This window comes from Candidatus Kurthia intestinigallinarum (assembly GCF_003991225.1).
Lineage (GTDB): Bacteria > Bacillota > Bacilli > Bacillales_A > Planococcaceae > Kurthia > Kurthia populi.
In genome coordinates this window covers 1-2,114 of record NZ_JTFC01000249.1, presented here as the reverse complement: position 1 = coordinate 2,114, position 2,114 = coordinate 1, and the positions used below count along the sequence as shown (strand labels likewise).

The following is a 2,114-nucleotide window of genomic DNA, read 5'->3' as shown; positions in this document are numbered from 1 at the left end:
ACATTCACTCGATTCTCGATGATTTAGATTTTGCAGATTATACGTCTTTACAAAACATCCATCATTTCTTATTTGAAGACCTTTACACGTGGGCTGGGGAATTTCGAACAATTAATATTTATAAAAATGAACGCGTGTTAAATGGCTTATCTGTAACGTACTGTGATAAAAATCGTATCAGTGATACGTTAAAAGCCATTTTTCAGTGGGCTGCTCAAATAGAGTGGTCTCCTCAAAATCGACAGCTTCCTTCACAATTTGCGAAATTCATGACAGATATATGGCGTGTCCATCCATATCGTGAAGGCAACACGCGTGCTGTATCAATCTTTATGAAGCTATTTGCTGATAAAAACAACTTAGATTTTAATGCGGAACTACTTTCGCAAAATGCGGGCTATTTACGTAATGCACTTGTTATGGCTGCTGTGGATGAAGCGCCAGAGCCTAGTTATTTACATCGGATTATCACAGATGCATTATTCTACAAACCATCTGGTCTAACAAAGCAAAGTGAGGAAAAGCCTTCTACTTATAAGACAGTTGGACAATATGATGTCACAAACTATGAAGAAAAACCATTTTATACAAATCCAGATAAACCTCAATGAGTACGTAGTTACATACGTACTCATTTTTGTATGCTGTGATACGTCTTTCCATTTCATTTTTAGGTTCTTTTCAAAATAGTTGTCTCAAGATTATAGAAAATTATGACGTTTACTTAATGAATTGATATATGTAATAAAACTTTTAAGTGCAAAATTTATGGCTTATTGAACAAATAGAAAAGTTATTTTATAGTTAATCAGAGATGAATAGAAAGGAGAATTCAATGTCAGAAAAAAATGAACGACTGGGCATAAAGCTTAACAGAGAGAGTGTCATTGCCCTAAAAGAATTGAAGAAGATTTTTTATGGCGATTCAGAGATACCTATATCAGATGGTTTTCTCATAGGAGAAGCTTTTAAAAAAATTGAGCCAGTAGTAAATCAAATAGATTGGGAATTACTCAATGATAAAAAAACTTCAGTGCCTGGCATTACAGATAACAAAGATCCACAATTTGAAAGCATGAGAACAACTTTAGCAATTGATAAAACGGTATTCCAGAAGATGAAAATGCTACAAGAAAATCTGATTAAAGAAACAAGAGGAAGAGTATTCTTTTCATTTGTTGTAAAATCAGTGTTGTTCGCTGCTATTTTACAACATAATAATGATCTAGAAAATTTTATAAAAAAATAAAAGTGTTAATCATTGACTAACACAATTGTTGAATGTTAATCTTTAAGTGAGATATCACTCTCACTTATTTTTTGCCCTTTCAAATGTTAGTCAATGATTAACACCTGGATATTACTGATATATCCTATAAGGATGCACCTTATGTAACGAAGTCGAAAATAAGTACAATCAAATGATTCAGAAAGGATGGAAATATGGGTAAGTTAAAGACATTTTCTACTTCTAAAGACGAAGAATACGAAGAATTGAATGATGGGCAAGTGATTATGTTTTGTAATTCGAAAGGAGGATCTGGTAAAACGACGAACGCATGCATGGCTGCTTACGAATTTGCTACATTAGGAAAGCGTACTTTATTAATAGACTTGGATTCACAAGCCAATGCCACAGATATCATGATGCAAACCCATAGACAAGCGCATGCCACGGACATTATCATTCAAAAAAGCTTCATGGATGCCATAAAAACTGGGGATTTAGAGGATTCTATCTACCATATTATCGAGAACTTAGATTTGTTGCCTCACAATGACCAAATTATAGATTGGGCAGATACGTTGCCTTTACAAAATAAAAGTGAGGAACTCTGGTACTTTTCTGAGCTCCTACAAAAGATTAAATTTAAATACGATATTATCGTCATTGATATCCCTCCAACAATTTCTATTGTCACAGATGTTGCGCTGTGTGCCTCAGATTACGCTGTTTTTGTTGTACAGACGCAAAAACACTCGCTAGAAGGCGCAAAAAAGATGTTCAGTTATTTAGAAACATCTATTGAAAAATTAAATACGGACATTGCTGTACTAGGGATTTTACCAGTAATGCTTAAAACCAATGCACTTATAGACAACGATATATTAAA

The 2,114-nt window shown here is 33.7% G+C and carries 3 protein-coding genes; all 3 read left to right on the top strand.

What is annotated here, in order from left to right:
* Positions 1-611, top strand: a 611-nt coding sequence (locus tag QI30_RS20250; protein WP_126992182.1) for a Fic family protein, incomplete at its 5' end; no start/stop codon positions are given.
* Positions 612-835: 224 nt separating this feature from the next.
* Positions 836-1,249 carry a hypothetical protein gene (locus QI30_RS20245; protein WP_126992147.1) on the top strand — a complete coding sequence of 138 codons (414 nt, stop codon included), beginning with the start codon at positions 836-838 and terminating at the stop codon, positions 1,247-1,249.
* A gap of 194 nt (positions 1,250-1,443) precedes the next feature.
* The coding region (locus tag QI30_RS20240) for a ParA family protein (RefSeq protein ID WP_126992181.1) at positions 1,444-2,114 on the top strand (671 nt) is incomplete at its 3' end.